This window comes from Nesterenkonia sp. CL21 (assembly GCF_031705515.1).
GTDB lineage: Bacteria > Actinomycetota > Actinomycetes > Actinomycetales > Micrococcaceae > Nesterenkonia > Nesterenkonia aethiopica.
Genome location: NZ_JAUTWR010000005.1, coordinates 65,778 through 92,012, shown reverse-complemented (window position 1 = coordinate 92,012; position 26,235 = coordinate 65,778). Strand labels below are relative to the sequence as shown.

Annotated in this window: 21 protein-coding genes; 5 read left to right on the top strand and 16 right to left on the bottom strand. The window is 70.3% G+C overall.

The features are described 5' to 3' along the window. Window positions 1–88: 88 nt before the first annotated feature. The gene (locus tag Q7C18_RS09540; RefSeq protein WP_311025189.1) at window positions 89–2,527 is read right to left on the bottom strand and encodes an ATP-binding cassette domain-containing protein; all 2,439 of its coding nucleotides are present in this window, start codon (window positions 2,525–2,527) and stop codon (window positions 89–91) included. A gap of 4 nt (window positions 2,528–2,531) precedes the next feature. Further along, window positions 2,532–3,209 (bottom strand): ECF transporter S component, encoded by a 678-nt coding sequence (locus Q7C18_RS09535; protein WP_083277504.1) that lies wholly within the window; start codon window positions 3,207–3,209, stop codon window positions 2,532–2,534. Between the two features lie 480 nt (window positions 3,210–3,689). Here Q7C18_RS09535 and Q7C18_RS09530 point away from each other — a divergent pair, with 480 nt between their 5' ends. Beyond that, entirely contained in the window at window positions 3,690–3,962 is a 273-nt protein-coding gene (locus tag Q7C18_RS09530; protein WP_083277505.1) for a DUF4235 domain-containing protein, read from the top strand. A 194-nt stretch (window positions 3,963–4,156) separates the two neighbouring features. Here Q7C18_RS09530 and mnhG read toward each other — a convergent pair whose 3' ends face one another. Genes mnhG through Q7C18_RS09500 form a run of 6 tightly spaced genes read right to left on the bottom strand, consistent with a single transcriptional unit; the run spans window position 4,157 to window position 11,160 of the window. Beyond that, window positions 4,157–4,570 carry a monovalent cation/H(+) antiporter subunit G gene (mnhG, locus tag Q7C18_RS09525; RefSeq protein WP_311025188.1) on the bottom strand — a complete coding sequence of 138 codons (414 nt, stop codon included), beginning with the start codon at window positions 4,568–4,570 and terminating at the stop codon, window positions 4,157–4,159. Next, complete coding sequence (locus tag Q7C18_RS09520; RefSeq protein WP_311025187.1) at window positions 4,567–5,157, bottom strand: monovalent cation/H+ antiporter complex subunit F; 591 nt, start codon at window positions 5,155–5,157, stop codon at window positions 4,567–4,569. Before Q7C18_RS09520 ends, mnhG begins: the two co-directional genes overlap by 4 nt. Then, window positions 5,157–5,810: a Na+/H+ antiporter subunit E gene (locus tag Q7C18_RS09515; RefSeq protein ID WP_311025185.1), complete on the bottom strand. Its 654-nt coding sequence runs from the start codon at window positions 5,808–5,810 to the stop codon at window positions 5,157–5,159. Before Q7C18_RS09515 ends, Q7C18_RS09520 begins: the two co-directional genes overlap by 1 nt. Beyond that, complete coding sequence (locus tag Q7C18_RS09510) at window positions 5,807–7,582, bottom strand: Na+/H+ antiporter subunit D (protein ID WP_311025184.1); 1,776 nt, start codon at window positions 7,580–7,582, stop codon at window positions 5,807–5,809. Before Q7C18_RS09510 ends, Q7C18_RS09515 begins: the two co-directional genes overlap by 4 nt. 3 nt (window positions 7,583–7,585) lie before the next feature. After that, on the bottom strand, window positions 7,586–8,125 hold the full coding sequence (locus Q7C18_RS09505; protein WP_311025183.1) for a Na(+)/H(+) antiporter subunit C: 540 nt from the start codon (window positions 8,123–8,125) through the stop codon (window positions 7,586–7,588). Beyond that, entirely contained in the window at window positions 8,122–11,160 is a 3,039-nt protein-coding gene (locus tag Q7C18_RS09500) for a Na+/H+ antiporter subunit A (RefSeq protein ID WP_311025182.1), read from the bottom strand. The genes Q7C18_RS09505 and Q7C18_RS09500 overlap by 4 nt, the downstream gene beginning before the upstream one ends. Before the next feature lie 224 nt (window positions 11,161–11,384). On the opposite strand from Q7C18_RS09500, the gene Q7C18_RS09495 reads away from it, so the two are divergent. After that, window positions 11,385–12,776: an MFS transporter gene (locus tag Q7C18_RS09495; RefSeq protein ID WP_311025181.1), complete on the top strand. Its 1,392-nt coding sequence runs from the start codon at window positions 11,385–11,387 to the stop codon at window positions 12,774–12,776. 39 nt (window positions 12,777–12,815) lie between these two features. Here Q7C18_RS09495 and dcd read toward each other — a convergent pair whose 3' ends face one another. After that, a complete protein-coding gene (gene dcd / locus Q7C18_RS09490; RefSeq protein WP_311025180.1) occupies window positions 12,816–13,394 on the bottom strand; it encodes a dCTP deaminase in 579 nt (192 codons plus the stop codon). A 130-nt stretch (window positions 13,395–13,524) separates the two neighbouring features. Here dcd and Q7C18_RS09485 point away from each other — a divergent pair, with 130 nt between their 5' ends. The 3 genes from Q7C18_RS09485 (at window position 13,525) to Q7C18_RS09475 (ending at window position 17,232) form a co-directional block, all read left to right on the top strand. Next, the gene (locus Q7C18_RS09485; protein ID WP_311025179.1) at window positions 13,525–13,971 is read left to right on the top strand and encodes an SseB family protein; all 447 of its coding nucleotides are present in this window, start codon (window positions 13,525–13,527) and stop codon (window positions 13,969–13,971) included. 179 nt (window positions 13,972–14,150) lie between these two features. Next, window positions 14,151–15,110, top strand: coding sequence for an AEC family transporter (locus Q7C18_RS09480; RefSeq protein ID WP_085437756.1), 960 nt, complete (start codon window positions 14,151–14,153; stop codon window positions 15,108–15,110). 961 nt (window positions 15,111–16,071) lie between these two features. Then, window positions 16,072–17,232 (top strand): hypothetical protein, encoded by a 1,161-nt coding sequence (locus Q7C18_RS09475; protein ID WP_311025178.1) that lies wholly within the window; start codon window positions 16,072–16,074, stop codon window positions 17,230–17,232. A 55-nt stretch (window positions 17,233–17,287) separates the two neighbouring features. Here Q7C18_RS09475 and Q7C18_RS09470 read toward each other — a convergent pair whose 3' ends face one another. From Q7C18_RS09470 to Q7C18_RS09440, 7 genes are all read right to left on the bottom strand, one after another. Then, window positions 17,288–19,876, bottom strand: coding sequence for an HAD-IC family P-type ATPase (locus tag Q7C18_RS09470; RefSeq protein ID WP_311025177.1), 2,589 nt, complete (start codon window positions 19,874–19,876; stop codon window positions 17,288–17,290). 132 nt (window positions 19,877–20,008) lie between these two features. Further along, window positions 20,009–20,482, bottom strand: a complete 474-nt coding sequence (locus Q7C18_RS09465) for an Lrp/AsnC family transcriptional regulator (protein ID WP_070160681.1) — start codon at window positions 20,480–20,482, stop codon at window positions 20,009–20,011. 13 nt (window positions 20,483–20,495) lie between these two features. Beyond that, window positions 20,496–21,338, bottom strand: coding sequence for an ABC transporter permease (locus Q7C18_RS09460; RefSeq protein ID WP_070160692.1), 843 nt, complete (start codon window positions 21,336–21,338; stop codon window positions 20,496–20,498). Window positions 21,339–21,349: 11 nt separating this feature from the next. Then, complete coding sequence (locus Q7C18_RS09455) at window positions 21,350–22,318, bottom strand: ABC transporter permease (RefSeq protein WP_311025176.1); 969 nt, start codon at window positions 22,316–22,318, stop codon at window positions 21,350–21,352. Continuing rightward, window positions 22,318–23,448: an ABC transporter ATP-binding protein gene (locus Q7C18_RS09450; RefSeq protein WP_070160679.1), complete on the bottom strand. Its 1,131-nt coding sequence runs from the start codon at window positions 23,446–23,448 to the stop codon at window positions 22,318–22,320. Before Q7C18_RS09450 ends, Q7C18_RS09455 begins: the two co-directional genes overlap by 1 nt. Then, complete coding sequence (locus Q7C18_RS09445) at window positions 23,448–24,674, bottom strand: spermidine/putrescine ABC transporter substrate-binding protein (RefSeq protein ID WP_311025174.1); 1,227 nt, start codon at window positions 24,672–24,674, stop codon at window positions 23,448–23,450. The genes Q7C18_RS09450 and Q7C18_RS09445 overlap by 1 nt, the downstream gene beginning before the upstream one ends. Before the next feature lie 133 nt (window positions 24,675–24,807). Next, entirely contained in the window at window positions 24,808–26,229 is a 1,422-nt protein-coding gene (locus Q7C18_RS09440; RefSeq protein ID WP_311025172.1) for an FAD-dependent oxidoreductase, read from the bottom strand. Between the last annotated feature and the right edge of the window lie 6 nt (window positions 26,230–26,235).

The following is a 26,235-nucleotide window of genomic DNA, read 5'->3' as shown; positions in this document are numbered from 1 at the left end:
GCCCCCACTCGCCGCCCACACCCTCAGCCGCTGTGAAATGTTTCACAATGTGACAGCGTGCGCGGCGACGTCGGAGCGGATCCCGCCGTCACCACACGGGGTTCCATTCCCCGCTCAGGATCGCCGCCGTCAGCGCGACCCCCGCCAGCAGGGCACCGCCGAGGACCACTGGGACGTCCACGACGCCGAAGCGCGCCGGCCGTGCCCACGTACGAGGTCCCGCACCGAACCCGCGGGACTCCATGGTCACCGCCAGCCGGACGGCGACCCGGATGGCCTGCACCAGCAGCCCGAACGCCTGCGAGCACGTAGCGCGCACCTTCCCGGCGAATCCGCCCTGCGTGCCGATCCCCCGGGCCCGACGTGCGAGCCCGATGGTCACCCAGTGCTGGGCCAACAGGCCGAGCAGCCGCATCGCTGCCAGCGCACCCAGCACGAAGCGCGCCGGGAGCCGCAGCTGCTGGGCCAGCGCATCGGCCAGGTCCGTCGGGTCCGTGGTGGAGAAGACGATCACCGAAGGCAGCACCACCGCGAGCGCTCGGGCCCCCATGGCGATCCCCAGCTCCACGGATCCTTCGCTGACGGTGGTGACGCCGAAGTCCAGCAGCACCGCCCCAGACTCCTCAGCCGCGATGGCGGTCCCCCAGACGGCCACCACCGCTCCCACCGCGAACGGCCAGATGCGTCTCAGGAACTGCCCCAGTCGCAGCCCGGCCAACGGCAGCATCAGGAAGCTGGCGACGATCACCACCGCCGAGCTGACCCAGTCCATCGTGGACACCAGAGCGGCGGTCACGAGCAGCACGGCGAACAGTTTGGCCAGCGCATTCGAGCCGCCGAGCCAGGACGTCGATCGCACCCCGGTCAGCATCGGGGCGGCCGCTCCCGCGCTGCGGGTCCCCGCGGAGGAGGAGACGGCGCCCGCACCCGGCTCCCCGAGGCGCAGCTCCTCGGCCTCCAGCGCCCGCAGGAACGCCTCGTCATGGGTCACCGCCACCACGGTGCCGCCGTCGCGCAGATGCTCACGCAGCAGCCCGATCAAGGCGGCGAACGTGTGGGCGTCCTGGCCGAAGGTCGGCTCGTCCAGCATGAGCACCTCCGGACCTGCAGCGAGCACCGTGCCCACCGAGAGCCTGCGCTTCTCCCCGCCCGAGAGCGTGAAAGGGTTCGCCTCAGCCAGCGCGGTCAGTCGCAGCCGCTCGAGCAGCCGATCCACCCGCTGCTCGACCTCATGCTCGCTGAACAGCGGCTGGTCGCCGCCGGGCCGTCGGGCTTGGCGGGCACCGAGGGCGAGCTCCTCACGCACCGTGGGCCGGACGAACTGATGCTCAGGCTCCTGGAAGACCAGGCCGATGCGGGCCACGAGGTCAGCAGAGCGCCACCGATGCGGATCATCCGGGAGCTCACCGCCGTCGGCCCCCTTGAGCCGGTCCGCGGCGACGAGCCGGCCACCATGGACCGGGATCAGCCCCGCCAGGCTCAGCAGCAGCGTGGACTTGCCCGCGCCGTTGCGGCCGGTGATGCCCAGCGCACGTCCGGCCGGGAGCGCGACGTCCACCCCGTGGAGCACCGGGACCGGAGCCGGACGGTTCGACCTCCGCCGGGGCGGCCTCTCCCGGGAGACGGCGAGCTCCTCGCCGGTGAGCAGCGGCGCAGGCGACGCGGCCCCGGCGGGATGGAGCCCGGTCCCCCAGGTGGCCTCCGGCACCGGGTCGTGGCCGGGCACCCACAGGCCCAGCTGCACGAGGTCGGCACGCAGGTCGGCGTCGTCGTGGATCCGGGCGGCCGGAAGCCGGTGCCGCACCCCGCCGGCGGCGTCGAGGACGATCAGCGTGTCCACGTGATCCACCCAGGTGGCCAGCCGATGCTCGACCACCAGCAGGGTGGAGCCGTGCCGGCGGCAGGCCTCGACGACGGCGTCGCGCACCCGGTCGGTGCCTTCCGGGTCGAGGTTGGCGGTGGGCTCGTCGAGCAGCAGCAGGCCCGGTCGCATCGCCAGGATGCCGGCCAGTGCGAGACGCTGCTTCTGCCCGCCGGAGAGCCGAGCGGTGGGGTGGTCGAGCAGGTCGCGGGTCTCCTCGGAGGTTCCGGCCAGGCCCGTCTCCTGCAGCACCTGGTGCACACGGTCCCAGATCTCGGCCCGCGCCACCGCCAGGTTCTCCGGGGCGAAGGCGACGTCGTCCCCCATGCGGGAGAGCACCACCTGGGCCTCCGGGTCCTGCTGCATCAGCCCCACCGCGCCGCGGGCCTGGTACGGGGTGAGCCCGTCGACCAGCAGCTCGCCGGAGGTGACGGCCTCGTCGTCGTGCAGCACTCCGGCCAGGCCGTGCAGCACGGTGGACTTCCCAGCCCCCGAGGCGCCCACCAGCAGGGCCTTCTCCCCGGGCTCCAGGCGCAGATCCAGCCCGTCCACCGCCGGGGCGGGGCGATCCGCATGCTGGTAGCTCCAGCCGCGGACGTCGACGCCGGCGCCCGCAGCAGGGCTCTGGACAGGGGCGTCGGGGGCGGGAGCGGGGTCCGGCCTCATCGCCTCAGCCCTCACGACGACGGCGCAGCACCGGCTCCTGATGCGCCCGGCGCGAGGCCAGCGGCCCCAGCACCGAGGTGGCCGCGAGCCCGCGGGTGGCCAGCCAGGACAGCAGGCCGGCGATGATCGCCCCGGAGAGCGTGAAGCATCCGATGTGGATGAAGGTCTCCAGCGGCGCGTAGGCGTACATGGGGATGATCCAGTGGTAGGTCGCTCCGCCGAAGAACCCGGACAGGGCCCCGGCGAGCATCGCAACCTCCAGGGTGTAGCGCCGGTAGAGGAACGCCAGGAAGATCAGCTCCGCGCCCAGGCCCTGCACGAAGCCGGAGGACAGCACGGTCAGACCCCACTGGGAGCCCAGCAGGGCCGAGACGACCGCGGCGACCATCTCGCAGTAGATGGCGGCGCCGGGCTTGCGGATGATCAGCATCCCCAGCACCGCGGGGAAGAGCCACATGCCGTGCACCAGGGTGGCGGCCGGCGGGTAGGCGGCGAAGAGTCCCCCGACGACGTGATAGCTCAGGTTCCATCCCCAGAAGATGACGCCGGAGGCCACTGCCAGGGTGGAGGCGACGACGATCTCCGAGACCGTCCAGCGGAAGGTCCTGGGGGCCCCGGATGCGGACTGGCCGGCCGCCGGGCCGTGCGTTCCGCGCGAGGCGGTCTGTTCAGTGCTGCTCATGATGCTCCCTCGTGTGACGAGCGTGGACCACGAGCACGCAGGGAGGGAGCCGGTCCTGCCCACCGCGGGCCCATGCGGCCCGATGCCGCGGTCTCCGCCGTCGGCGGTGCGACGGACGGCCCGCCGGGCAGCGGGGCGCCGTCGTCGCGATGCGGCACGCGAGGAGCAGATCCGGCATCCGAGGACAGCTCGACTTCCTGCGCAGGCGTTGTCCCGGCGTCGTGCCGGTGTTGTCCTGATCAGGTTCGAGGGTCTGGGCCGTGTGCCCACTCTCAGCGCCGTGCCGTGCCCGCGTCCGCAGGCCCGGGAAGCGCTCCCCTGTCGTGTCTCGAATGACGTCCACCACAGTAGCGCATCCGGGCCGCCTGCCGGTTAGGCTGGTGACGGTGCAGGGCGTCCTCGGGCGCCCTTGCCGCAGCAGGGTCCACCGGACCTGCGCCGACGTGCTGCCGAGCCCGCATCCCACCACCAGGAGTGCTGATGGACAAGATCATGGACAAGCTGCTGACCACCGGGATCTCCCTGGCCGGAGGTTTCGTCGCCACGAAGGCCTTCGAGTTCGCCTGGAGGCAGGCCACCGGCGAGGACTCCCCCCGTGGTTCCGATGACGAGGACATCTCGCTGCAGAAGGCCCTGGTCTTCGCGGTCTCCTCGGCAGCCATCTCCGCCGGGGTGCAGGTGCTCTCCCAGCGCGGCGCCAAGGCATCCATGAAGAAGATCAAGGCGGCCTACGCGGACAAGGCCGAGGTCTGAGCCGACCGCACGCCCTCCTCGGGCTCCCCCATCGAGGAGTCACATTCCGGCATGTCCTGCGCTGCTGACGCGCTTCATCGCCCCTCGGATCTGCCGGAAGATGACTCCTCGATGTGTCAGGTCGACGTCTCAACGTCGACGTGTGTCATGGGGCGGTGAGGCACGTGGCGACCACGCCGCACCCGCTGGGCGGGTCAGTCCGACTCGTCGCGGACCTCGCGCCGGGCCCCATGGCCCCGGGAGATCCGGTCCACCGCCCGGGCCAGCTCGTCCTGAGCAAGCTGCCCCGCCTTGAAGTGTTTGGTCCGATACCCGGCCCGACCCACCACATGGGCGCTGGCCGGTGCGGTGAGGAGCTGCAGCCCCCACGCCAGCAGCACCAGGACCACCCCGGTCCAGCTGCGCCAGGTGATCGCCGCGGCCATCAGCAGGCTCAGCAGGCCCAGCACCTGGGGCTTCGTGGCCGCGTGCATGCGCGAATGGAGATCCGGGAACCGGACCATGCCGATCCCTGCCGCCAAGGACATCAGCCCGCCGACCACCAGGAACACCGAGGCGACGCCGTCGAGGACCTGGTCCAGCAGCTCGGGATCCAGAACTCCCATCATCGTTCTCCCCCGTCCTCGGGTCGGCTCCGCTGATCGGACGGCCCTTCCTCGTCCCTGCGGGAGCGGGCGCGCGGGGTGAAGCCCGACCGCTTCAGCTCCCGGAACCACGAGGTCGACGGGTCCTCATCCTCCCCGGGGCCGCCGGGGGCGAAGGATCCGCCGTGCGGGTCCGGACCCTCCGAGCCGCTGATCCGTGACGGGCTCGCCGCCGACGGGGCCGGTCGCGCGGTCGTCGCGACACCCGCCGACCCGCCGGACTCGCTGCCGGGGTCCTCGGGGACGCGGGGCAGCAGACCAGTCAGCTCGGTGACGCCGGCGGCACCCTCCGGCCGTCGCACCGCCACGTAGCGGGCGATCGCCACCGCCCCGAGGAAACCGATGACCGCGGTGGCGATCACGAACAGGATGAAGTCCTGATGGTTCCGGGCCACCATGTCCGTGATCAGCATCGACGAGACGATGATCAGGATGACGTCCACACTGATCACCCGGTCCAGCACCGACGGCCCGCGGAACACCCGGTAGACGGCGCAGAACACCGCCGCCGCCAGCAGAGTCTGGGTGATCCAGTAGGCGTGCTCGAGCATCAGCGGGCCTCCTCACCCGGTGTGGACGGCATACCGGTCGTCGGCGGGGCGGCGCTGTGCGCCGGGATCGGCCGGTCACGCTCCGTCTTGGAGAATCCGCTGACCCGCCCGAGCCGCCGCTCCGCCTTCACCACGGCCAGGTCCGATCGGTTGCCGCAGCTGCGGATCACCAGCGCCTCCGTGCGCAGCGCGTCCTGCCGGATCCGCTCGGCATCATGATCGTCGGTGACGTTGAGGCAGTGCAGGTACAGGGTCGCCGTGGTGCGGTCCACATCGATCACCAGGGAGCCGGGCACCAGTGCCAGGGCGTGCCCGGTGACGGTCACGATGAAGTCCTCATGGCTGCGCAGCTGCACCGAGATGATCGAGTTGCGCACCTTCGGCCCCCGGACGACGGCGATCCAGGCCACCTGGAAGGACGCCGCCGTCATCTTCACCAGGAACCGCAGGCAGAAGACCAGCACCCACCACAGATTGATCCGGCCCGACCCCCGCAGCGGGGGCAGGTAGAAGACGCGCACGATGATGGTGCCCAGGACGGCGCCGATGATCAGCGAGCCCAGGCTGAAGTCCTGCCACAGGCCCATCCACAGGAAGCTGAGGAACCCGATCAGCGGCAGCTCGAGCACCAGCGGAGTCCGGGGTCGTCTCATCGGTCCTCACGCTCCTCATCCGGCGTGGTGTCGCCGGTGGTGTCGCCGGGGGTGTCGCCGACGGTCCGGCCGTCGTCGGCCTCCTGGACGCCTTCGTCGTCGGGCTCCAGGGAGGTGCGCACCGGCGCGAACTCATCGGCCCCGCCGTCGCCGGTGTCGAGGTCCGGGATCCGAGAGGCGAACTCCGCCAGCTCCTCCCGGACGCCGTCCACGCGTTCCTCCCCCAGCACCGCCTCCACATACGGAGTGCGCTCGTACATGTCCTGGGCGGCGGCCCGGGAGAAGGACATCAGCGGACCGGCGAACACCGTGAACGCCAGAGACAGACCCACCAGCATCGCCGTCGGAGCGACCACCGACATCGGCAGCAGCCGCTTGTTCGCCGCCCGGGCATGGGCCAGCGTCTTCGACATCAGCAGCCGGTCCGGGTCCTCGGCGTCCTCCGCGCGGCGCCAGAAGGCGCGCGCCCAGATGCGCGCCACCGCCATCAGCGTCAGCAGGGAGGTCACCACGGAACCGACCACCAGCAGCCAGGTGATCCACGTGTTCTCCGCAATCCCGCCCTGAATCATCCCCAGTTTGCCGATGAACCCGGAGAACGGAGGGATCCCCGCCAGGTTCATCGCCGGAATGAAGAACAGCACCGCCAGCACCGGGGAGATCTTCGCCAGCCCACCCAGCCGGTCCACGGTGGACGTGCCTCCCCGACGCTCGATCAGCCCGGTGACCAGGAACAACGTGGTCTGGATGGTGATGTGGTGCGCCACGTAGTAGATGGTGGCGGACATCCCCACGATCGAGACCAGCGAGAGCCCGAACACCAGATACCCGATGTGGCTGATCAGGGTGAAGGAGAGCATACGTTTGATGTCCCCCTGGGCGAGCGCGCCCAGGATGCCCACGATCATGGTCAGCAGCGCCACGATCATCAGCACGGTGTTGATCCGCTCCCCCGGGAACAGCAGCGTCTCCGTGCGGATCATCGCGTAGATGCCGACCTTGGTGAGCAGGCCCGCGAAGACCGCCGTCACCGGCGCCGGGGCGGTGGGGTACGAGTCCGGCAGCCAGAACGCCAGCGGGAACACCGCCGCCTTGATCCCGAAGGCCACCAGCAGCATCACGTGCAGCAGCAGCTGCATGTCACCGTCCAGCTCTCCCAGCTTCAGGGCCAGATCCGCCAGATTCACCGTCCCGGTAGCCGCATAGACTACGCCGATGGTGATCAGGAACAGCATCGAGGAGATGATCGAGACCACCACATAGGTGACCCCTGCACGGATGCGGGACTCCCCGCCGCCCAAGGTCAGCAGCACATACGACGCCGTCAGGAATATCTCGAAGCCCACGTAGAGGTTGAACAGGTCCCCGGCGAGGAACGCATTGGAGACTCCGGCCACCAGGATCAGGTACGTGGGGTAGAAGATCGAGACCGGCCCGGCGTCGTCACCCTCCTCGGCGGCGCCCTGGCCGACCGCGTAGAGCAGCACCGCCAGGGTGATGATCGAGGAGACCACCAGCATCAGAGCGGAGAACCGGTCGATCACCATGGAGATGCCGAACGGCGCCGGCCAGCCGGCCAGGTGGACCGCATGCGCCCCGCCGTCCCAGGTCTCGGCCAACAGGGTGATCTCCAGGACCACGGTGAGCACCAGGGCCCCGAGGGTGATGGCGCGCTGGGTGGTCTTCTGACGGAAGAATGCGAAGGCCAGGCCCGCCCCGAAGAACGGGATGAGCACTGCCAGCGGCAGCAGTTCGACAAAGTTCGTCTGCACGGCTCAGCGCCCCCTCTCGGGGTCTGAACTCACCGCGGCATCCTCGCCTGCCACGGCAGCGGGCGGGTCCGGCAGGTCCTCGTCCCGGCCGGACCGGGGGTTGAGCAGCTCCTCTGCCTGCTGGTCCTCGGTGCCGAACTCCGAGGTCTCGGTGGGCACCTCGGAGTCCTCCTCGGGATCATAGACGGGCTGGGAGGCCACGCGCCGGTCCTCCTCGTCATCGGAGACCTCGTCCTGGCGGGCCAGCACCCAGGAGCGGTAGATCAGTGCCAGCATCAGGCTGACCAGAGCGAAGGCGATGACGATCGCGGTCAGCAGCAGCGCCTGGGGCAGCGGGTCGAAGAAGTCGGCGCCGACGTCGCCCTCGACCACCAGCGGGGAGTCCCCCGCCCGGCCGCCGCTCTGCAGCAGCAGCAGGTTCACCGCGTTGGAGATCAGGATGATGCCCAGCAGCACGCGGGTCAGCGAACGCTCCAGCAGCAGGTAGATCCCGACGGCGAACAGGGCACCCATCAGCACCAGCAGAGTCAGGTTCACGGTCATCGGGCCACCCCCATGGTGGTCTCGGCGTGGATCCCGTGGCCCTGCGGACCCTGCAGGGTCTCTCCGCTCTCGGCCGCGCGGTTCTCCATCTCGGAGCGGACGTCGATCTCCGAGCCCAGGCTGCGCAGGATGTCCAGGATGAGACCCACCACCACCAGGTAGACGCCGATGTCGAACATGATCGCCGAGGCGAGATGGTGCTCGCCCAGGAGGGGAAGGTCCAGGTCCAGCACCGCCGACTGGAATATGTGCCCGCCGGCCAGCAGGGAGACCAGGCCGGTGAAGCAGGCCAGCGCCAGGCCCCAGCCCATCAGGGCGGAGGCGCTGAACGGCACGGCGGCCTCCAGCTCATACCGTCCGCCGGCCAGGTAGCGCAGGGTCAGCGCCAGCCCGGCCAGCAGCCCTCCGGCGAATCCGCCGCCGGGCAGGTTGTGGCCGGCCACCAGCAGGTACACCGACAGCAGGACGATCGCGTGGAACATCAGCCGGGTGACCACCTCGAAGATGATCGAGCGGTGCTCCGGAGCGACCGTGCGCCCGGCCACCAGCCAGGCCTCCCGGGCCACAGTGGAGAAGCTGCGGGCCACCCGGATCTCCCGGGCCTGGCGCGGGGTGAGGTTGTCCTCGTTGAGCACCCGACCCACGGACCCGGTGGGCACCTCGTGGAGGCTGCGCCGTCGCACGTCCCGGCGTTTGACGAAGATCAGCGAGGCCACTCCGGTGGCGGCGGCGGCCAGCACGGTGATCTCCCCGAAGGTGTCCCACACACGGATGTCCACCAGCGTGACGTTGACGATGTTGGCGCCGTGGCCGACCTCGTAGGCCATCCACGGGAACTCCGCGGAGATCGGCTCCGCCACCCGGGAGTCCAGCCCGACGGCAACCGCACCCATCATTGCGGCTCCGAACGCAATGCCCAGCACCACGCGCCCGATCCTGAACCGGGCCGGGTTCTGCGTCCAGATGCCGGCCGGCAGCGAGCGCAGTGCGAGCACGAACACCACCAGCACGATCGACTCCACCAGCAGCACGGTCAGCGCCAGGTCGGGGGCGCCCTGCAGGGCGAAGAGCCCGGCGATCCCATAGCCGCACAGGGAGACCATGAGCACCGCCATGAAACGCTTGGGCGCCCAGACCGCACCGATCGCGCCGCCGATCACCACCGCGCCCAGGACCATCTGCAGGGGCCCTTCGGCGACGATCCAGCTCTCCGGCACCTCATGGCTGGTGAACAGCAGCACCGACCAGACCACGCCGGTGGCGACCGCCAGGATGATAAACAGGTACCAGGCCAGGGAGCCGCGCTGCGTCACCGAGGTCAGCCACACCGCGACGACGTCCACCAGCTTCACCGAGGCGCGGTAGCCGCGTTCGGCGTCGAAGACTGCGGGCACCCCCTCCTGCAGACGCGCGACGGGGCGGCGTGCGGCGAACAGCCCCAGCCCGAGGACCCAGGCCAGCACGGACAGCCCCAGCACCGGAGTCAGCCCGTGCCACAGAGCCAGATAGGTGCCATGGGCCTCAGCGGAGACCGGCTCGAACAGGGTGACGAACGGGTCGATGAGCCGTTCTGCGGGCGCGGGCCACAGCGCCAGCACCACGGTGGCGGCGGCCAGCACCGCCGGGGCGGCGAGGAACACGGGACCGGCCGGCGCGTGGAAGCGCGTGGGCGCCGTCGCGGTGCCCTCCGGTGAGCGTTTGGTGGCGAAGGCGCCCCACAGGAAGCGTGCCGAGTAGGCCACGGTCAGCGCGGAGGCGACGACGACGCCGATCAGCACCGTCCAGCCCCAGCCGGCGGTGACCTCGGCGTAGCCGTAGAACGACTCGAAGACGACCTCCTTGGCCACGAAGCCGAACAGCGGCGGCAGCCCCGCCATGGACGCGGTGGAGACCACGGAGATCCAGAACAGGGGGCGTTGGGTCCGGGCCAGCCCGGAGAGTCTGGTGAGATCGCGGGTGCCGGTCTCATGGTCGATGATGCCGACCACCATGAACAGTGCGGCCTTGAACAGGCCGTGGGCCAGCAGCATCGCCAGCCCGGCCAGGGCGGCGTCCTCGGTGCCCAGGCCGTTGACCATGACCAGGAAGCCCAGCTGGGAGACAGTGCCGTAGGCGAGCACCAATTTGATGTCGGTCTGCCGCAGCGCCCGCCAGGCGCCCACCAGCATGGTGGCCAGCCCGACTCCGAGCACCGTGGGAATCCAGAAGGCGGTGTCATGGAACCCCGGGGCCAGGCGGGCGACCAGGTACACCCCGGCCTTCACCATCGCGGCGGCGTGCAGGTAGGCGGAGACCGGCGTGGGGGCGGCCATGGCGGCCGGCAGCCAGAAGTGGAACGGCACCAGGGCGGATTTGGAGAGCGCCCCGATGAGGATCAGCAGCACCGCGAGGTCCACCGCCGTGCCGTGCAGCCGGTCCGCCTGGGCGAGGATCTCCGAGAGCCGGTAGGTGCCGGCCAGCTCACCGAGCCACAGCAGGCCCACCAGCATGGCCAGGCCGCCGAACGTGGTGACGATCAGCGCCTGGATGGCCGACCGGCGGGCGAGGATGCGATGCGCCGAATAGCCGATCAGCAGGAACGAGAGGATGGTGGTGAGCTCCCAGAAGATGAACAGCATCACCAGGTCATCGCTGATCACCAGGCCCAGCATGGCGGCGGCGAACGCGAAGAGCTGCCCGGCGAACGGCCCCGCCGCCGTCTCCGAGGCGCGGAAGTACCGGGCGCAGTACAGCAGCACCAGCGCACCGATGCCGAGGATCAGCAGGGACATCACCAGCGTCAGGGCATCCACGCGGAAGGCGATCTCCACGCCCAGCTCCGGGATCCACTCGGTGATCTCCGACGGCGGTGCGTTCGGGGACCCCGAGGGCGCACCCTGGTCCGCGCGCAGCACCTGCGGCAGGTGGACCAACACCCAGACCAGCGCCGCCGCGCTGACTCCGGCGAGGACGACGAAGGCGGAGCGTCCGATCCGACGGAACAGCCAGGGCGCCACGAGGCTCACTGCGAACAGCACAGCGAGCATCAGCAGCATGGGCTTCCTTCCGCGTCGAGGACCACACCGTGCGGCGCGGGACGCTCCACGTCAGCCGCACTGAGGAGGAGTCGTCCCATGTTAACAGGCGCAAGGGACGGACCGGGGTGACGCTCGTCGCACGGCCTGGATGCGGCCGTCGGCGGCCGCGCCGGCCGGGGATTTCTCCAGCGGCACCCTGCCAGCCATGCCACGTGACGGTTGCTCGACGATACGATGCGCCCATGACCTCATCCGTGGACGCGGCCCCGAGCTCCGCGAGCCAGCCGCTGCACAAGCGCATCATCGCTGTCTGGAGCCTCTGGAGCTGGGGCAACGCCACCGTCAGTGCGGTGATGGTGACCTTCGTCTTCGGCACCTACATCGCCGACGCCGTCGGGCCCGGCGGGCAGGGCACCCAGTACCTGACCACGGCCAACGCGATCGCCGGCGGCATCATCGCCGTGACAGCGCCGGTCATCGGCCAGCGCGCGGACAAGGCCGGCCGCCGTCGACTGTGGCTGATCATCAACACGCTGATCGTGGTGGCGCTGGTGGCCTCCTGCTTCTTCGTGAAGCCCGACCAGGGATACCTGGTGCTGGGTGTGACCCTGATGGCCACCATGACGCTGTTCGACGAGTTCGCGAACCTGAACTACAACGCGATGATCACCGACATCTCCGACCATGACCGCATGGGCCGCGTCTCGGGCATCGGCTGGGGCGCCGGCTACCTGGGCGGCATCGCGATCCTCTCGCTCGTCTACTTCGGCCTGGTCGCCGGGGATCCGCCCTATTGGTTCGGGCTCGGCGACGAAGAGGCCATCAACATCCGGATGGTCGCCGTCGTCGCGGCGGCCTGGTTCCTGCTGTGGGCGCTGCCGCTGCTGTTCACCAAGGTCAAGACCGCCGACGCCGAGACCATCGAGGAGAAGGTCTCGATCGCCGAGTCCTACCGGCGTCTGATCCGGGTGATCGTCGGGCTCTGGAAGGAGGACCGCAACACCTTGTGGTTCCTGCTGGCCTCCGCCATCTACCGGGACGGGCTCTCCGCGGTGTTCACCTATGGGGCGATCCTGGGGGTCACAGTCTTCGGGTTCACCACCGGAGACATCCTGATCTTCGGCATCGCCGGCAACGTGGTCGCCGCGCTGGGCGCTTTCCTCGGCGGCTGGTTCGACGACCGGCTCGGGCCGCGGGCGGTCATCATGACCTGCGTCATGGCGCTGGTGACCCTGGCGAGCCTGATGTACTTCCTCGACGTGGAGCGGGACTTTGGGGTGCTCGTCCTGGAGCCCACCGCCGCGTTCTGGGTGTTCGGACTGGGCCTGACGTTCTTCGTGGGTCCTGCGCAGGCGTCCTCTCGCGCGTTCTTGGCCCGGCTCGCGCCGCCCGCCCGCGCCGCGGAGCTCTTCGGCCTCTACGCCACCGCCGGGCGCAGCGTCAGCTTCCTCACCCCGGCGCTGATCTCCCTGATGCTGCTGATCTCCTCGGCCGAGGACACCGATGTGCAGGGCGGAGACAAGGCGATCATCCTCGGGATCGTGGTGATCCTGGTGCTGGGGCTGGCCGCGATGCTGCTGGTGCGCAACCCCACCGGGCCGGCGAAGATGCGCGAACACCGCGTGCGGGGATGAGCTGAGCCAGAGACCTGGAGAAGGTCCGGCGTCGGGCCCTCAGCCGATGATGGTGCGGTGGAAGTTCTCGTGGGACCGCGACGCCGTCGGGCCGCGCTGGCCCTGGTACCGCGACTGGTGCTTCTGGCTGCCGTAGCCGTGGCTGGCCGGGGACGTCAGGCGGAAGAAGCACAGCTGCCCGATCTTGGAGCCCGGCCACAGCTTGATGGGCAGCGTGGCCATATTGGACAGCTCCAGGGTGACCTGCCCGGAGAACCCGGGGTCGATGAATCCGGCGGTGGAGTGCGTCAGCAGCCCCAGCCGTCCCAGTGAGGACTTCCCCTCCAGCCGGGCGGCGACGTCCTCCGGCAGGGTGACGGCCTCATAGGTGGCGCCGAGGACGAACTCCCCGGGGTGCAGCACGAAGGGCTCCTCGGGGTCCACCTCCACCAGGCGGGTCAGGTCCGTCTGCTCCACCGAGGGGTCGATGTGGGCGTATTTGTGGTTGTCGAACAGCCGGAACATGCGCTCCAGGCGCACGTCGACGCTGGAGGGCTGGATCATGGACTCGTCCAGCGGGTCCAGCTGGATCCGGCCGGCGTCGAGCTCTGCATGGATGTCACGGTCTGAAAGCAGCACGATGCCCAAGGTACCGCACCCGGGCATGCGCGCCCGCCGCCCACGGCGCACATGTCGGCTCCGAGATGTCAGTCCCCCACGTCACAGGCGCGGCCTTGCATTCCGCGCGCGGACATGATCGCGTGGACGGATGAGCGAGACTCCTCAGACCCCCGGCGCCCAGAACCCCGACGAGACCCCCGACGGCGAGCAGCTGCCCGACCTGCGCGACACGCTGATCGCCGGCAAGGACGGTGAGGCCCAGCCCAGCGAGATCATCCGCGCCTTCCTGACCTCCACCGTCTACTTCCTCAGCAGCGAGGAGGTCACCCCGGAGACCGCCTCGGTGAACCCGCTGACCCTGCAGGACAACGAGGGCAACCCGCTGATCGCCCTGTTCTCGGGGACCGACGTGGTGCCGGCCGAGTACGCCGAGCACGCCCCGCACGCCGTCGACGCCCCGGGCGTGGCGGTCGTGCAGTCCCTCTCCGGCGCCGGCATCATCATCGACGCCGGCCAGGAGCACGGCTTCCAGATCTCCTCCGAAGGTGTGGACCGGATCCGGGAGGACTTCCTGAGCCCCACCGAGGGAGAGTGAGCCCCACCGGCCCTCAGATCTGATGAGCCCGCCGTCGTCGTCCGCCCCGGCAGGACGACGACGGCGGGCTCATGTCATGCTCGCGTCACCCGACGTCCCTGTGCGGCATGGCCTGAGCCCGCAGGAGTAGAGTCATCCTCGGAATCGGACGGTCGGCACGAGGATGATCAGGGGGCGATATGGAGGCAGTCTTCTCCGGCTTCTCCGTCATCTGGCTCATCATCGGTGTGGGCTTCGTCATCGGGAAGCTGGGACTGCTTCCGCCGGAGGCGCGCGTGGTCCTCAGCCGGGTGGCGTTCTTCGTCGCCTCGCCCTGCCTGCTCTTCCTCACCGTCGCCGACGCCTCCCTGCGCGACGTGCTGGGCCCGCAGTTCGCCATCGCCGCCCTCGGCGCCTTCACCACCCTGCTGATCTACCTGCTGCTGGCCAAGCTCCTGCTGAAGCGACGGCCCGGCTCGGAGCGGATGATCGGCGGGATGAGCGGCTCCCTGGTGAACTCGGCGAACCTCGGCTTCCCCATCGCCGCCTACGTGCTGGGCGACGTGGCCTTCGCCGCCCCCATCATCATGTTCCAGCTCGCCCTCTACACCCCGGTCTACGTGACCGCCATGGACTGGCTGACCCGGGACCAGGGCACCACCACCAAGGTCCGGCCCGCCCGACGCACCTCCACGCTGCGCAGCCTCGGCCAGTCGGCGGTGAACCCCATGATCATCGGCGCCGTGCTGGGGCTGATCTTCTCCTGGCAGGACTGGCACCTGCCGGGCCCGATGCATGAATCCGTGGAGCTGATCGCCGGGGCCTCCATCCCGCTGATGCTGCTCTCCTTCGGGCTCTCCCTGGTGGGCAGCCGCCCGCTGGACAAGAAGGCCGGGCGACGCCGCGACGTCCTGCTGGCCTCCAGCCTGAAGCTGCTGCTGCACCCGACGCTGGCCTGGGTCTTCGCCGCCTTCGCGTTCGGGCTGGAGGGGCACCAGCTGCTGGCCGCCGTCGTGATGGCCTCCCTGCCGACCGCTCAGAACGTGCTGGTCAGCGCCATCCGGTACGAGTCCGGCGAGGTGATCGCCCGCGACACCGTGCTGGTCACCACCATCCTGGCGATCCCGGCGATGATCGCCGTCTCGCTGATCCTGATGTGAGATCGCACCGTGACCGTTCGAGGTGCGATCTCACGTTCCGGGTGCAGAACGGCGTGGGGACCGCGGTGCTCGATGCGGGCGCCGGTGGCGCGGGTGACGGCATCGTTGCGGGATCGTGACCGTCACGGGGCCACGGACGGCGTCGGGAGGACGGTCTGCGCTGTGCCCGGTTGCTAGGCTGAATCCGCAGTCGCGGCCGGACCGCACCACCCAGGCGGGCGATCCGACCCAGGAGTGTGGCCGCGGACGGGTCGACGAGCCGAACGATGAGGAACAGCAGCTGATGAATCACCAGGGACACCACGACGGCGCCCACCCCGGCGAGCGCCCCGACGGCCCCGGGCAGCCCGGTCGCCCCGGTCAGCAGGGCGGCGGGGCTTCCGCGTCGTCGCCGACTCCCGCTGGTGGTCCTGGATCGCCGGAGGAGTCCTTCGGCGCCGTCCAGCGCGGCCCCGGCCCCTGGGGCCCCGCGGCTCCCGCCGGGCCCCTCCCCGGCATGAGCACCCGTCCTGGAGACGGGCAGCCCGGCCAGCCTGGGCCTCCCCGGCAGGGTCCGCCGCAGCAGGGCCCGTCTCAGCAGGGCCCCGGCCAGCACGCGCCGGGCCAGCAGGCTCCCCAGCACGCACCCGGTCGGCCGTTCCCGGGTCAGCCCGGCCCAGGTCAGCCCGGCCCAGGTCAGCCCGGCCCAGGTCAGCCCGGCCCAGGTCAGCCCGGCCCAGGTCAGCCCGGCCCGCCCCCGAGGCCCGGCACTCCGCCGTCGGGGGCACCGCAGTCTCAGCCTCCCGGGCATCACCCCGGGCCGTACGGCGTCCACCCGGGTCAGCCGCCTCAGCCTGGGCAGGCGGCGCACCCTCCACACCCCGCTCTCGCCGCTCCTGCCGCGTCCGCCGGTCAGCCCACGCGCAGCAGGCGCAGCGCTGCCGTCTGGGCCGGTTGGGGCGGCGGCCTGGTACTGGCGCTGGTGGCCAGCGGCATCGGCATCTGGCAGGTGGACGAGCACGTCTACGCCACCGACGCCACGGCCGAGAACTACTGGGAGGCCCTGAGCTCGGGGAACGGGTCGGCCGCCGTGGGCATGTTCTCCTCTGTTCCCGAGCTGGGTGCCCTCGGGCCCGCCCAGAACCTGGTGCTCTCCGCCGAGGCGGAGGACGGGGCCCCCGGTGAGGACACCGACGACGAGCCTGAGCAGGACGACGCTGAGCAGGACGACACCCAGCAGGACGACGCCGCCGACCCCGATGATGCCGAGGACGGCGCGACCGAGGACTCGGCAGAGGACTCCGAAGACGCCGCCGAGCCCGAGGACGCACCGGCCCCTCCCGCCGAGGACCGCCTGGAGCTCGGTTCCGTGGACTCCGTTCTGCTGGACGGCGAGGCGCTGAGCCACTCGGCCGAGCAGATCGAGGCCCTGTCCATCACGGAACGCAGCGACGGCGCCGACCTGGCCTTCACGGTGGACGGCGAGCAGCACGAGGCCCACCTGCCCATGACCCGCGAGGGCAGCGTCTGGTTCTTCTTCGACGACTGGAAGCTCGCCCCGGAGGCGATGACCGAGGTGGAGCTCTCCGTCCCGGCCGCGTCACTGGGCGGGATCGGCCAGGTCGAGGTCAACGGGCAGCCGGTGAACCTCCACGAGGACGGCGCCACCCTGGCGGCCTTCGTCCCCACGGTGGTCGACGTCGGCATCGACAGCCAATGGCTGACCGGCTCCGGACACGACGTCGTCACCGCCGAGGGCGATCACCGGATCGACATCGAGCTGGAAGCCTCGGAGACCGCCGCCGAGCTGCTGCATGACGAGGTGGAAGAGTACCTGACCGGCTGCGCCGAGCAGGAGGTCCTGATGCCCAGCGGCTGCCCGATGGGGATCACCACTCCGAACCAGGTGGACGCCGACACGATCTCCTGGGAGATGCCCGACCCCTCCGACATCTCGCTGACCTTCGGCGACGACGGCTGGTCCATCTCCGGGGCGGACAACCTCCGCGCCACGGTCACCTTCGAGTCCCTGGACTACTTCGACGGCGGCGAGCTGGACGAGAGCCACGACGTCAGCTTCGGCCTCGACATCCAGGTCGGAGCCAGCGGCGAGGACCTCGTCATCTCCGTGATCGGCGACTGACCGGACCCGGTCCGGGCCCGCGCGGCACCTGCCCCCGGCTTGACTGCCCCCCGGCTCACCGACGATCCGGCCGCGCGGCGGCCGGGGCGGGCTCCACCGGCTCCACCGGGTCCAGCGGGTCCAGGTCCACCTTCCTGTCATGCCAGCGGTGCCCCAGCTCGATCAGCCCGGAGCCGACCATCGCGGCGACGAAGGCCACCGCCAGCAGCTCCGCGCTGGGCATGGCGAAGAGGTGGTACTGCTGGGAGATCGGCACCAGCAGGGCCGCCGCCAGCAGCAGGTACATGGAGGCCAGCAGGATCATCCGCGGGGTGGTCAGCGGCCGCAGCGCCACATTGAGCACCCACAGGCCCACCAGGGTCAGGCACAGGGTGGAGGCCGTCTGCACCCCGGCTGCGGGCTCCTGGAAGTGCCGCCCTGCGGCGCTGACGGCGATGACCGCCAGACAGATCGCCACCGACGCCGGGATGGAGAACAGCACGGATCGGCGCAGGAACCCCGGTCGGTACCGCCGGGTGTTGGGCATCAGCGCCAGGAAGAACGCCGGGCAGCCGATCATCAGGAAGTCCACGGTGGAGAACTGGCGCGGCAGGAACGGGAACTGCCAGAACATGAGCCCGAAGAACAGTCCCAGGACGATCGCGTAGGCCGTCTTGGTGAGGAACAGGTGCGCCACCCGCTCGGTGTTGGCGATGACCTTCCGACCTTCGGCCAGCACCTTCGGCAGGCGGTCGAACCGCCCGTCCAGCAGCACCATCCGGGACACCGCCTTCGTGGCAGGAGCCCCGTTGCCCATCGCGATGCCCAGATCCGCGCGCTTCAGGGCCAGCGCATCGTTGATGCCGTCGCCGGTCATCGCCACCACGTGACCGTTGGCCTTCAGCGCCTCCACCATGGTGCGCTTCTGCTCCGGGGAGACCCGGCCGAACACGGAATGGGTGGCCAGCGCCGACCGCATCGCCTCGGGATCCTCCGGCAGCCGGGAGGCGTCCACGCCGTCGCCGTCGACCCGCATCCCCACTTCCCGGGCCACCGCCGAGACGGTGCGCGGCGAGTCCCCGGAGATGACCTTCAGAGCCACGTTCTGCGCGCTGAAGTACTCCAGAGTCGACCGGGCGTCGGAGCGGACGTTCTCCTTGAACGTCAGCAGGGTGACCGGCATGAGCCCGTCCGGCAGTCGCTCGCCTCGTCCCAACGGTCCGCTGGCGCCGTCGAGGATGGGGCCCTCCAGCGGCGCGTGGGCGAGGACCATGGTCCGCAGCCCCTGGGCGGCGGTGGCCTCCGTGTGCCCCAGCAGCCGGTCCACCTCGGCCTGCGGCGCCACATGCGGCGACTGCAGGATGTCGGGGGCGCCGAGGATCCAGTGCCCGGCCAGTTCCCCGGCGTCGTCGGCGAAGGTCACTGCGGACCACCGTCGGGCGGAGGAGAACTGCACCTGGTAGGCGGCGTGATGCCGCGGCAGGGCGGTGAAAGGCACCTGCAGGGCCGCCGCCGTCGGGTTGGCGTGCAGGTCCGCACCGAACCAGGCGAGCACCTGCTGCCACGGCTCGGTCCCCTCCAGCGCGGTGGAGGACGGGTCCCGGTGCTGCACTGCCGGAAGCCCGCGAGAGTCCAAGGGCGCCGCCCCGTGGAAGGCGATGGTGCCGTCGGTCAGCGTGCCGGTCTTGTCCAGGCAGACGACGTCCACCCGGGCCAGGATCTCCACCGCCGGCTGCTCCTGAATGAGGACCTTGTCCTGGGCCAGGCGCAGCGCGGCCACCGCGAAGGCGATGGTGGTCATCAGCGCCAGCCCCTGCGGGATCATCGCCGTCACCGAGGACACGGCGGTGACCATCGCCTCCCGCCACTGACCGGAGGCCCACGCGTGGCTCCACCCGCCGAAGGCCTGCATCTGCCCGTTGAAGACGATCGCGGTGATGGGCAGCAGCACCAGGGACAGCCAGAATGCGACCTTCTCGAGGGCGCGGCGCAGCTCCGAGTTGATCTTCTGGTAGCGCTTGGCCTCGGTGGCGAGCTTCACGGCATGGGCGTCGTCGCCCACCGCGGAGACCACGAAACGCCCGGTGCCGGCCAGGACCGCGGTGCCGGAGAGGACGATGTCGTCACGGCGCTTCGGCACCGGATCCGACTCGCCGGTGAGCATGGACTCGTCCACGTCCAGTCCGGAGGAGGAGATCACGACGCCGTCGGCGGGCACCTGGTCGCCACGGCGCAGCTCCACGACGTCGTCGAGGACGATCTGCTCCCGGTGGATCTCCACCAGCATCCCGTCACGCAGCACCGTGATGCTGTCCTGGTGCAGCAGCGCGATCGCGTCCAGCTTCCGCTTGGCCGAGTATTCCTGGATGAGCCCGATGACCACGTTGGCGACGGCGGCCACGGCGAACAGCAGGTCCAGCCAGCGGCCCAGGATCACGATGACCAGCGCGCAGACCCCGATGATCAGGTTGAACAGCGTCATCAGGTGGGTGCGCAGGATCTCCGCGATGGAACGGGAGGTGGTGTGCGGCTGGACGTTGGCCAGCTGCAGCCGCTGGCGCTCGGCCACCTGGATGGAGTTCAGCCCCTGGGCCTCCAGCACGGCAGGGTCGACGGCGGACCGGAGCTCCGCAGGCGTGCGGACGTCCGTCTTCTGAGCAGCCACGTGCTCCGTCCTTGTCGGGGGCGAGCGGGGACACCGGGCGCAGGCACGCCCGGCCCCATTCTAGAGGCGCCGCCCCGTTCCGCCCTCAGCCCTGAGGAGGAGACTCTGCCCACAGCTGGCTCCGAGCCCGGCTCAGCGCACACCCCACGTGTAGGTCTGCTTGCGCAGGCTCAGATACATGAACGTCTCCGTGCCGACCACCCCGGGAAGGGTCCGGATGCGCTGCGAGATGATCTCCAACAGGTGGTCGTCGTCCTCGCAGACCACCTCCACCAGCAGGTCGAAGGCCCCGGCGGTGATCACTACGTAGTCGACCTCGTCATAGGCCTCGAGCTCAGCGGCCACCGGTTCCAGCGCACCCTCGACCTTGATGCCGATCATCGCCTGCCGCGGGAACCCCAGCTCCAGCGGGTTGGTGACCGCCACGATCTGGATGACCCCCAGCTCCTGAAGCCGGTGCACGCGGTGCCGGACGGCGGCCTCGGAGAGGCCCACCTCTTTGCCGATGGAGGCGAAGGAGCGGCGGCCGTCCTGCTGCAGCAGCTCGATGATCGCCTTGTTGACGTCGTCGATCTCGGCCGCCCGGTGGTTCCTGTTCTTCACCATGTCCCCCAGCCTTTCACAGCGCCGCCAGCTTCCTGCCCCGCCAGTACCGCCACACCTGGACGCCGACGACCAGCGCGATCGCGCCCAGGAACATGGCCGATCCCAGCACGTTGACCTCGGCCGGGATGCCTCGCCGCGCGGCCACATAGGCGTACTGCGGGAAGGTGGTGTAGGCCCCGGAGTTGAAGTTCGCCACGATGAAGTCGTCGAAGCTGATCGCGAAGCTCAGCAGGGCCGCGGCCGCGATGCCGGGGATCAGCAGCGGGAAGGTCACCTTCCAGAACGCGGTGCGCCCCGAGGCATAGAGGTCCGCGGCCGCCTCTTCCAGGGCCGGGTCCAGGGTGGCGATGCGTGCCCGGATGGCCACCACCACGAAGGAGATGCAGAACATGATGTGTGAGAGCACCGTGGTGCCCATCCCCAGCTGGACCCCCAGGTTGAGGAACTGGGACAGCAGCGAGGCGCCCAGCACGACCTCCGGGGTGGCCAGCGGCAGGAAGATCAGCATGTTGGCCGAGCCGGCGAAGCGGAACCGGTAGCGCTCGAGCCCGAAGGCGATCATGGTGCCCAGCACGGTGGCCACCGTGGTGGCGATGACCGCCACCATCAGCGAGTTCCCGAACGCTTCGCACAGCTGGGAGGGGCGGCACGGGTCCTGCCAGTTGGCCAGGGTGAAGCCGCGCCAGGTCAGGTTGGTCCGGCCGGCGTCGTTGAACGAGAACACGAAGATGTAGGCGATCGGGACCAGCAGGTAGAGGAACGCCAGCCCACCGACGACCGGTACGAACCACCGGCCGGCGTCGAACCGGCGTCGGGGCGTGGGCGCGGCGTGACGGGTGGCCGGATCCGTGCTCATGGTCTCTCCCCTCATACGATCTCCTTCGTCCCGAAGCGGCGCACGTAGAGCGTGACGAGGATCAGGATGATGGCCATCAGCACCGCGGACAGGGCGGCGGCCGAAGGATAGTCGGTCGCGTGGAAGAACCGGGAGTCGATGATCTGACCCACAGTGGTGGTGTCCACGTTGTTGCCCAGCATGACCGCGTTGACGTAGTCGCCGGAGGCCGGGATGAACGTCAGGATGGTCCCCGCCATCACCCCGGGTGTGGACAACGGCAGCGTGACCCGCAGGAACGTCTGGAGCCCTCCCGCGTAGAGGTCCCCGCCGGCCTCGATGAGCCGGGTGTCCAGCCGCTCCAGGTTGGCGTAGATGGGCAGCGTCATCAGCGGCAGGTACAGGTAGGTCATGCCGGCGACGACGGCGAGCGCGGTCGCGGTGAGCCGCCCGTCCTGGGGCAGCACGGAGATCGCCTTGAGGAACCCGACCACCCAGCTCTCGTCGGAGAGGATGAACCGCCAGGACTGCACGCGCAGGATGAAGCTGGAGAAGAACGGGGCGATGATGACCACCAGCAGCAGCCCCTGCAGCAGGTGCCGGCCGCGCAGCCGCACCGCCACCAGGTAGGCCATGGGGTAGCCGATGCACAGGGCTGCCACGGTGGCGACGGTGGCGAACAGGAACGACCGCACGAAGGTGTTCCCGTAGGTGGTCATCACGTGCGCATAGGTGGCGATGTTGAACCCGGGCACGAACTCTCCCGGCACGGCGCCCTCGGGACGCACGTAGAGGGACATCGCCAGCATGGAGAACACCGGTACCACGAAGAACAGCGTGATGAAGGCGAACCCGGGGATGACCAGGAGCATGCCGAGCCGCCCGCGGGCGCGCCAGGTGCGGCGCTCCTCGGCGGACTGTTCGGGCGGGATGGGCGGCTCCACATGCTCCTGCGGGGTGGTGAGCTCCTCGGCGGCGCCGGGGGTGGTGTTCACGGCCATCACAGCTCCTCGACGCCGGCCTCGGTGTCGGAGCCGCCGGCCAGTCCGAACAGGTTGGCGTCCTCCCACCACAGGTCGACCTCGGTGCCGGGGCCGATGACCTCGGTGCGCAGATTCTGGGAGAACACGGTCAGGCTCCCCGCCCCGGGGACCTCCACCTCGTATTCGGTGGAGACCCCGGTGTAGGCGACGTCGCGCACGCGTCCTCCGGTGACGCGGGTCCAGTCGGCCTGGGCGTCGGCGGGCCGGCGTCCGGCGCGGGTGAGGACGATCTTCTCCGGGCGGATGCCGACGACGATCCGGCCCTGCTGCTGCACGGCCCTCTCGGCGGCGAGCCGACAGGTGGTCTCGCCGAACTGCACGGTGAGTCCCTGGGGCCCCGCGGCGTCGACCACCTCGGCCTCGAAGAGATTGGACTTGCCCAGGAAGTTCGCCACGAAGGCGGTGCGCGGCAGGTCGTAGAGCTCTCCGGGTGGACCGATCTGTTCGATGCGGCCGGCGTTCATCACGGCCACGGTGTCGGCCATGGTCAGGGCCTCCTCCTGGTCGTGGGTGACGTGGATGAAGGTGATGCCGACCTCCTGCTGGATCTGCTTCAGCTCGGCCTGCATCTGGCGGCGCAGCTTCATGTCCAGCGCGCCGAGCGGCTCGTCCAGCAGCAGCACGTGGGGCTCATTGACCACGGCGCGGGCCAGGGCGACCCGCTGCTGCTGGCCGCCGGAGAGCTGGGCGGGGCGCCGCTGGGCCAGATGCCCCAGCTCCACGAGGTCCAGCACCTTCGAGGCGCGGCCGAGCGCGTCGGGCACCTTGCGGCGTCGGAGACCGAAGGCCACGTTCTCCAGGACGCTGAGATGGGGGAACAGCGCGTAGCTCTGGAAGACGGTGTTGACCTCCCGCTGGTGGGCCTTGGTGCCGGTGACGTCGTCGTCGCCGATGAGGATCCGTCCCCGGGTGGGGTGCTCCAGGCCGGCGACCATCCGCAGCGTGGTGGACTTGCCGCAGCCGCTGGGTCCCAGCAGCGCGAAGAAGCTGCCCGCCGGGACGTGGAGGTCGAGGTCGTCGACGGCGGTGAATCCGCTGAACAGCTTGGTGATGCCTCGCAGGGCGAGGTCCTTGCCGGTGGCAGACATCAGTTCCCGATCACCGCCTGGAACCGGTCGGTGAACTCGGCTTCCTCCTCGGCGTCCATGCTGCGAATGGTGTGCAGGTCCGCCTGCATCTCCTCGGTGGGGAAGATCATCGGGTCCTCGGCGAGATCCGGGTCGATCTCCTCCATGGCCTCCTGGGCTCCCTGGACGGGGCACACGTAGTTGACGTAGGCGGCGACCTCGGCCGCGACGTCGGGCTGCAGGTAGAAGTCCATGAGCCGTTCGGCGTTCGTCTGGTGCTCCGCGCCGTGGGGGATCAGCAGATTGTCGGACCACAGGGCCCCGCCGGCCTCGGGGAGGGCGAACTCCCAACGGTCCCCCTCTTCGAGGTTCAGCTGGGTGATGTCGCCGGACCAGGCCATCACGGCCAGGGCGTCCCCGGAGACGAGGTCCTCCATGTAGGCGTTGCCCCGGACCTGCCGGATCTGCCCATTGGAGATGCTCTCCTCCAGCAGCTCCAGAGCGGACTCGAAGTCGTCGCTGTCGAAGGAGGTGACGTCCGCACCCTGGTCGAGCATGATCAGGGCCAGGGTGTCCCGCCATTCGTCCAGGACCACCACCCGGCCGCGCAGGTCGGGGTCGGTGAACAGCTGGGTGACCGAGTGGACGCCGTCGGGCACGGACTCCTTGTTCCAGGCCAGCCCGGTCATGCCGGACTGCCAGGTCACCGAATGGCGACGGTCCGGGTCGAAGCCGACATCGCGCAGGCCGGGCAGCAGGTTGTCCAGGTGGGGGATGTTCTCATGGTTCAGCTCGCGGACCTGGCCGGCGGCGATGAGGCGAGCCGCCATCCAGTCGGTGAAGGTGACGATGTCCTGGCCGAAGCCCTGCCCCTGGCGGAGCTGGTTCTGCACGGTGCCGTAATAGCTCTCGTTGCCGTCGATGTCCTCCGCGTAGGTGACGCTGATCCCGGTCTCCTCCTGGAACCGTTCCAGGGTCGGGTAGGTGCCGGCGCCGCTGTCATAGTCCAGGTAGAGGCTCCAGTTGGCCCAGAACAGCGCCATCGACTCGTCGGAGAGGTCCTCGGCCGGACCCTCCTCCGCGCCGGGGGTTCCCCCGGTGCCGCAGGCGCTGAGTGCCCCGAGCAGTCCTGCCGCGCCGGCGCCCATCATCAGTCGGCGGCGGGAGACGCGGCGACCCGCCAGCTGGGAGCGGACCAGCGAGCGGATCATGGGGTCCTGGGGAAGGGAGTCGGGGGTGCGGGTCATGGGGTCCTCCTCGGTGCCGGTGAAGCGGTGTTGGCGGTGGTGCGGTGTTGGCGGTGGTGCGGGTGCTGGACGGGTAAGTACGTGCTGCGAGTGGTCGGTGGGCTGCGGGTGGTGGCTGCGGATCTGCTCCCCCTCAGGAGTCGAATCCGAGTCCGAGCCGGTCCAGGGTGCGGAGCCAGAGGTTGCGCCGCCCGGTCGCGTCCTCCCGGGCACGGGCCCAGGTGGTGATCATGATCCCCAGCCAGGCGAAGGGTTCCGGTGGGAAGGGCGGAGGGCGCTTCCGGACCATCTCCAGCCGGGTGCGTGCGGTGTCCAGGCCCTGCAGCCGGTCCAGCATGACGTCGGCGGCGAAGCGGGAGGCTCCCACCCCGAGGCCCGTGAACCCGGTCGCGTAGACGGTGCGACCCCCGTGGGCCTGGCCGAACAGGGCGCAGAACTGAGTGGAGGTGTCGATGACCCCGGCCCATCGGTGGGTGAATCGGATGCCCTCCAGCTGGGGGAAGGTCGCCGCGAAGTGGTCGGCGAGCCGCTGGAAGGTCTGCGGCCTGTCCAGGTGGTCCTCCCGGATGGACCGGCCGAAGTGGTAGACGACGTCGTAGCCTCCCCACAGGATCCGCCGGTCCGGGGTGATCCGGTAGTAGTGGAACTGGTTGCCGGCATCGGCCACGCCGACGGCGGGGTCCCACCTCAGGGCGGCCAGCTGCTCGGCGGTGAGCGGCTCGGTGGCGAGGACGTAGTCGTAGACGGGCACGGTCTCCCAGCGGGTGCGCAGATGCCGCCACGAGCGGCCCAGCGGGTTCGGGAAGGCGTTGGTGGCCAGCACCACCTGCCTGGCGCTGACGCCCGCGGAGCCGTGCGGGGTCTGGAGCCGGACCGTGACGCCGTCGCCGCCGGGGAGCTGCCGCAGCTGCGTGACGCGGCTGCGCTCGGCGATCCGCACCCCCAGACGTTCGGCGGTCTCGGCCAGGCCCCAGGCGAGGCGGGCGGGATCGACGACGGCGGTGCCGCGCGCGTCGTGCCGTCCCGCCAGGTAGGTGGGCGAGTCCAGGTGGGTGCGCACCGCCTCGGCGTCGAGGAACCCGGGGTCCTCCGGAGCGAGGGAGGCGACCTCATGGGGGCGGGTGGCCACGGTGAGCGACCCGCCACGTGCGAAGCCGCAGTCGATGCCGTACCGGGCGATCGTCTCCTCGATCTCGTCGAGGTTGCGCAGCCCCAGGCGTTCGAGGGCTTCGTACTCCTGCGGCCAGCGGCTGCGGCCGTTCTCCTCCCCATGGGTCAGGCTGGCCTCGCAGAAACCGCCGTTGCGTCCGGTGGCCTGCTCGGCGAGCCTGTCGGCCTCCACCAGCAGCACCCGGGTGCCCGGTGAACGTTCGACGGCGCGCAGGGCAGTCCACAGTCCGGTGAACCCGCCGCCGACCACCAGCAGGTCCGCCTGCTCCCCGTCCTTGACGGGAGGCCGTGCGGCGGGGCGGTCCGGGGTGTCCAGCCACAGCGGGACCGGGCGCGCGCCCTGGAGCGCGCGCCGCCCCCAGCCAGTGGTCGTCGTGGTCTCCATGACGCT